The 5283-nt window shown below is 72.9% G+C and carries 6 protein-coding genes; 5 read left to right on the top strand and 1 reads right to left on the bottom strand.

The features are described from left to right. Positions 1-450: thioesterase family protein (locus IM632_RS09230; protein ID WP_296552260.1), on the top strand; the 450-nt coding region annotated here is incomplete at its 5' end. Here the strand turns inward: IM632_RS09230 and IM632_RS09225 are convergent. Continuing rightward, positions 447-1340, bottom strand: a complete 894-nt coding sequence (locus IM632_RS09225) for an alpha/beta hydrolase (RefSeq protein WP_296479942.1) — start codon at positions 1338-1340, stop codon at positions 447-449. The two genes, IM632_RS09230 and IM632_RS09225, sit on opposite strands and share 4 nt — an antisense overlap. Positions 1341-1444: 104 nt before the next feature. Between IM632_RS09225 and mnmC the strand changes: the two genes are divergently transcribed. The 4 genes from mnmC (at position 1445) to modB (ending at position 5240) form a co-directional block, all read left to right on the top strand. Further along, a complete protein-coding gene (gene mnmC, locus IM632_RS09220; RefSeq protein ID WP_296552257.1) occupies positions 1445-3217 on the top strand; it encodes an FAD-dependent 5-carboxymethylaminomethyl-2-thiouridine(34) oxidoreductase MnmC in 1773 nt (590 codons plus the stop codon). A 71-nt stretch (positions 3218-3288) separates the two neighbouring features. After that, on the top strand, positions 3289-3699 hold the full coding sequence (locus tag IM632_RS09215) for a DUF6491 family protein (protein WP_296479494.1): 411 nt from the start codon (positions 3289-3291) through the stop codon (positions 3697-3699). Between the two features lie 95 nt (positions 3700-3794). Continuing rightward, complete coding sequence (gene modA, locus IM632_RS09210) at positions 3795-4568, top strand: molybdate ABC transporter substrate-binding protein (RefSeq protein WP_296524996.1); 774 nt, start codon at positions 3795-3797, stop codon at positions 4566-4568. A 3-nt stretch (positions 4569-4571) separates the two neighbouring features. After that, complete coding sequence (gene modB / locus IM632_RS09205) at positions 4572-5240, top strand: molybdate ABC transporter permease subunit (RefSeq protein WP_293523722.1); 669 nt, start codon at positions 4572-4574, stop codon at positions 5238-5240. Positions 5241-5283: the final 43 nt, after the last annotated feature.

Here is a 5283-nt window from a genome sequence, read left to right as displayed (position 1 = left end):
TTCGCCGAGCGGACGGGCATGACGCGGATCGGCCTCGGGACCGTCCGCGCCGATGAGCTCGACGTCTTCGGACGGATGCGCCCGGAGATGTTCATTGGCCGGGTGTCCGACGGGGTGGCGCGCCTGTTCGGGCCGACCCGTCCGGGGCCGGACGCCGCGCCGGGCGATCCGCCCCAGCGCATCGGCGGCGCGGTCCTGGAGTACCGGGTCGTCCACCATGGCTGGCCGCTCGCCGGCGAGCACGTGGAGGTCCGCTCCGGCTTCGCCGACTGCAACGCCCGGACCCGCCGGGTCTTTCACTGGATGGTCGACCCGGTCTCCGGAAAGCCCTGGGCCAGCGCCGAGGCCGTGGTGATCAGCTTCGACCTCGACGCCCGAAAGGTGGTCGATATCTCGGAAGCGGCGCAGGCGGAGTTCCGCAGCCGCGCCATCCCCGGACTGGGTCTCTAGCCGACCAGGTCGAGGAGGGTCGACCGGACCAGGTCCGGCCGCTCCATGGGCAGGAAGTGGGTGGTCCCGGGGATGACCTCCAGCCGGATCCGGCCAGACGCGGTGAGGGCCGCCTCGTGGCCGTCCGATCTGCAGGTGGAGCCGGTCTCGGCCTTCAGGATGCGAATTGGAACGTCCGCAGCTTCGAAGGACGGCCAGGGGTCGTGGCCATGGCTGGCGAAGTTGGAGGCCTCCCAGGCGGGCTTGCAGTTCAGCTCCACCTCGCCGGAAGGCGTGTCGTGGAAGCCGTCCTCGACATAGTCGGCCAGCATGTCCGGGGTCCAGGACCGGAAGGCGCCCTTGCCGGAATAGGAGGCGATGACCGCCGCCTTGCTGGGAAAGACCGGCCGGCGGCGCAGGGCGCCCTGGAGCAGGGGATTGTCGCCTGTCAGGGGCCGGTTCCCGTTCTGGGCGGCGAAGCCCGGCGCCATGATCACGGGGTCGAACAGGGCGATCCCCCGCACCCGGCCGGGGCTCTCCGCCGCCGCCATCAGGCTGACCGTTCCGCCCATGGAATGACCGCCCAGCACGGCGTTCCGGATATCGAGCGCTTCCAGCACCGCCTTCAGGTCGGGAACGAGATCGTACCAGTTGCGGGCCGGGTCCTCGAGGCGCGGCGGCAGGCCGGACAGGCCATGCCCGCGCTGGTCGACGGCGACGATCCTCAGCCGGTCGGTCAGGGGCCCGAGGATCGAGCGGTAGGTCAGGGCGTTGAAGCCGTTCGCATGAGAGAAGACGATGTCCACCGGGCGGTCCTGGGGGCCCATCTCGATGGCGGTCCCGTAGCCCCCGACGGACGGAAGGTCGAAGCGCAGGCGGCGGAACGCGAATCCCGGAACGGTGCTGGTCATGGACGAACGGCCTCCCCTTAAGGCTGTTCTAGCGCCTCGGGATCGCCGACGCACCCACAAGGATGCCCCTTGCGGCCGGACGCGCGCCGGGACTAGGTCGGCGCATGAGCCCGGGCGATGCGCCGATCGAATGGACCGAGGATGGACGCCCGCGCTCGTCCCTCTATGGCGACGCCTACTTCGGAGCCGACGATGGTCTCTCGGAGTCCCGGGCCGTCTTCCTCCAGGGCTGCGGCCTGCCGGGGGCTTGGGGCGGACGCCGGAGCTTCACCGTCGCCGAGCTGGGCTTCGGGACGGGGCTCAACATCCTGGCCCTGCTGGACCTCTGGCGGCGGGAGGGCCCTCCGGGCGGGCGCCTGCACCTCTTCAGCGTCGAGGCCCACCTGATGCCGCGCGAGGACGCCGAGCGCGCCCTCGCCGCCTGGCCGGAGCTGGCGCCCCTGGCGGCGCTCCTCCTTGCCCAATGGCCCGGAAAGCGCCGGGGCTTCCACCGGATCGACCTGCCGGAGTCCCGCGCCAGCCTGGACCTCGCCCTCATGGAGGTGGGGGAGGCCCTCGCCCAGTGGGAAGGTCGGGCGGACGCCTGGTTCCTCGACGGCTTCGCTCCCGCCCTCAATCCCGACATGTGGCGGGACGAGGTCCTCCAGGCGGTCGCCGCACGTTCCGCCCCGGGGGCTCGGGCCGCCACCTTCACCGTCGCCGGACAGGTCCGCCGCGGGCTGGCGGCGGCGGGGTTCGAGGTCCGTCGCGCGCCCGGCCATGGGCGCAAGCGCGAACGCCTGGAAGCCATTCTTCCCGGACAGGGGCGAGACCCCGGGCCGGCCGGACCTGTCGCGGTAATCGGCGCCGGGATTGCCGGGGCGGCGGTCCGTCGGGCCCTCCGGGCCCTGGGCGTGGAGGCCGTCCCGTTCGAGGCCGAGGCCCCCGGAGCGGGCGCCTCCGGGAACCCCGCAGGCCTTGTGACCCCGCGACTCGACGCCGGCCTGGGGCCCGTCGCCCGGCTGGCGGCCCAGGCCTACCTGCGCGCCCTCGACATCTACGCGGGGCTCCCCGGGGCGGTGATCTCCCGGGGGGTCCTGCAGCTGGCGGCGACGGACAGGGACGCCGGGCGGTTCGCCCGAATCGCCGCCTCGGACCTCTTCCCGGAAGGGACCCTCAGGCTCCTCGATCCGGCGGCGGCCTCGGCGCGGCTCGGGGAGGTCACGGACCGGGCCGGCCTCGACCAGCCCGGTGCGCTCAGCCTCGACCCCCGCGGGATCCTAGAGGCCTGGTGCAGGGCGCCTTCCGCCGCACGGATTCAGAGCCTGGAGCCGACCGATGGCGGTTGGCGATTGTCGGGCCCCTCAGAGCCGCAGATCTTCCGGACCGTGATCCTCGCGACCGGCGCAGACCTTCGACACCTTTGGCCGGCGGCGCCGATCCTGCCCGTACGCGGCCAGGTCAGCTGGGTCGCCGCGCCGGACCCTGAGACGCCTCGCGCCGCCGGCTGGGGCGGCTACCTGGCGCCCATGGCGGGAGGCTTCCTGTTCGGCGCCACGTTCCGGCGGGGAGAGGCCTCCACCGACCTCACCGACGAGGACCACCGGGCCAACCTCGAAAGCCTCGCCAAGGTGCGGCCCGCCCTCGCCGCGAGCCTCGCGGGAGTGGCCCTGGGCGGCCGGGCCCGGGTCAGGGCCACCACCCGGGATCACCTGCCCCTGGCGGGCGCCGTCCCGGAGGCGCCGGGCCTCTTCGTCCTCGGAGGACTCGGATCCCGGGGCCTGACCTGGGCGCCCTTGCTGGGCGAACACGTCGCGGCCCGTGCCACCGGCGGGCCCTCGCCCCTTCCCGGAGACCTCGCGGCCTTGGTGGACCCGGCGCGCCGCTCGGCGACCTGAAGGTCCGGATGGTCATCTTCCCGCCGCGGTTCCCGTGTCCTATGGTCCCTCTGTTTCCGAGGAGACCTGAGATGTTTCGATCTCTCGCACTGGTCACTGCGGCCACCCTGGGTCTGTCTGCGGCTGCGTTGGCCCAGACCGAACCCAAGCCCCAGCCCGAAAAGACGGACGGCAAGGCCGCCCAGAAGAGCTGCTTCTTCAACCGTGATATCCGCGGTTTCGCCGCCCCTGACGACAAGACCCTCTATCTTCGGGTCCGGGCGAAGGACGTCTACAGGCTCGACATGAAGGGGCGTTGTCCCGAGCTCGACTGGGAACACAAGATCGCCCTCGACAGCCGGGGCTCGTCCGCGATCTGCGGTGCGATCGACGTCACGGTCCTCGTGAAGACTCCCATCGGCGTCTCCCGATGCTCGGTGGAGACGCTGACGCGTCTCACTCCGGAGGAGGTCGCCGCCCTGCCCAAGAAGTCGCGGCCCTGACCTGCACCTCCGGGTGCATGCGCCCGTGCTTTCGCGCGGCGGGGAAGACCAGTACGCTGGGTCGATAGCTTCCCACCTCACACTGGAGTGCTCGCGTGTCCCTGACCCGGCGGACCCTGGCCGGCCTGATCGCCCTGGCGCCGACCCGGGCCTGGGCGTCCGAAGGCCCCCTCGTCGCGGCGGCGTCGGACCTCACCGGCGCCCTGCCCGTCATCGTTGAGCGTTTCCGGCGCGCCGGGGGCGGACCGGTCCGGCTGACCTTCGGCTCCTCCGGCGCCCTGACCCGCCAGATCGAGGCGGGCGCGCCCTTCGAGGTCTTCCTCAGCGCCGAGGCCAGCCTCGCGCGCCGCCTGGTGGCGTCGGGCCGCGCCGAGGGCCCTGGACGGGTCTATGGGCAGGGGCGGCTGGTGCTCTTCGCCCGGAAGGGGTCAAGGGTGCGCCCCGCCGGCGGGTCCGCAGAGCTGGTCCGGACGCTGAAAGACGGCCGGATCCGGAGGATGGCCATCGCCAACCCGGACCATGCGCCCTACGGCCGAGCCGCCCGGGAAGCCCTGACGGCCCTCGGGGTCTGGACCCTGGCGGAGCCGCGCCTCGTCCTGGGGGACTCCGCCGCCCAGGCCGCGCGCTTCGCCCTCACCGGCGACGCCGACGCCGGCCTTCTGCCCCTGTCCCTCGCCCTGGGGCCGGAGCTGGCGCGGGCCGGCGCCTACGGCCGGATCGATCCGACCCTTCATGCCCCCCTGGTCCAGACCGCTGTCGTGCTGCGCGGCGCCAGCCGGGAGGGCCGGGCCTTCTTCGACTTCCTGGCCTCACCCCCGGCCCGAGCCGTCCTGAGGAACTTCGGCCTGGCTCCTGAGGGAGACGTCTGACCCTTGGACGCCGTCGCCTTCGCCCTGTCCTTCAAGCTGAGCCTGTGGACCGCCTGCCTGCTGGCGCCCATCGGCGTCCTGGTGGCCCGCACCCTGGCCTACCAGGTGCGCCGCGGCCGGGCGGTGCTGGAGGGGATTATCGCCCTGCCCCTGGTCCTGCCACCCACGGTCCTCGGCTTCTACCTCCTGGCGGCCCTCGGCGACGCCTCGCCCCTGGGCGCGGCCTGGACCGCCCTCTTCGGCCAGGGTCTGGTCTTCAGCTTCGAGGGGCTGGTGGCCGCCTCCCTGATCGCCAACCTGCCCTTTGCGGTTCAGCCCGCCCTGCGCGCCTTCGAGGCGATCCGGCCCGAGCTTCGGGAGGCCGCCTGGGTCAGCGGACTGGGTCCCTGGAGGACCTTCTGGACCGTCGAGGCGCCCCTGGCCTGGCCCGGGGTCCTGACCGGCTTCATCCTGACCTTCGCCCACACCATGGGCGAGTTCGGCGTTGTCCTGATGATCGGCGGCTCCATTCCGGGCGAGACCCGGACGGCGGCCCTGGCCATCTACGACAAGGTCCAGGCCTTTGACGACGCAGGAGCCGGTGTCCTGGCGGCGGCCCTGGTCGCCGTCTCCGTGGTGGCCATTATCGCCGTCCAGGCCCTGGGCTCGCGGCTGGCGCGCCATGACCGCTGAACCTGCCCTCAGCCTGTCCTTCCGCCGCGGCGGGCCTGTGGGA

Source organism: Phenylobacterium sp., assembly GCF_020402505.1.
Lineage (GTDB): Bacteria > Pseudomonadota > Alphaproteobacteria > Caulobacterales > Caulobacteraceae > Phenylobacterium.
This window is presented reverse-complemented; position numbering and strand designations above follow the sequence as displayed.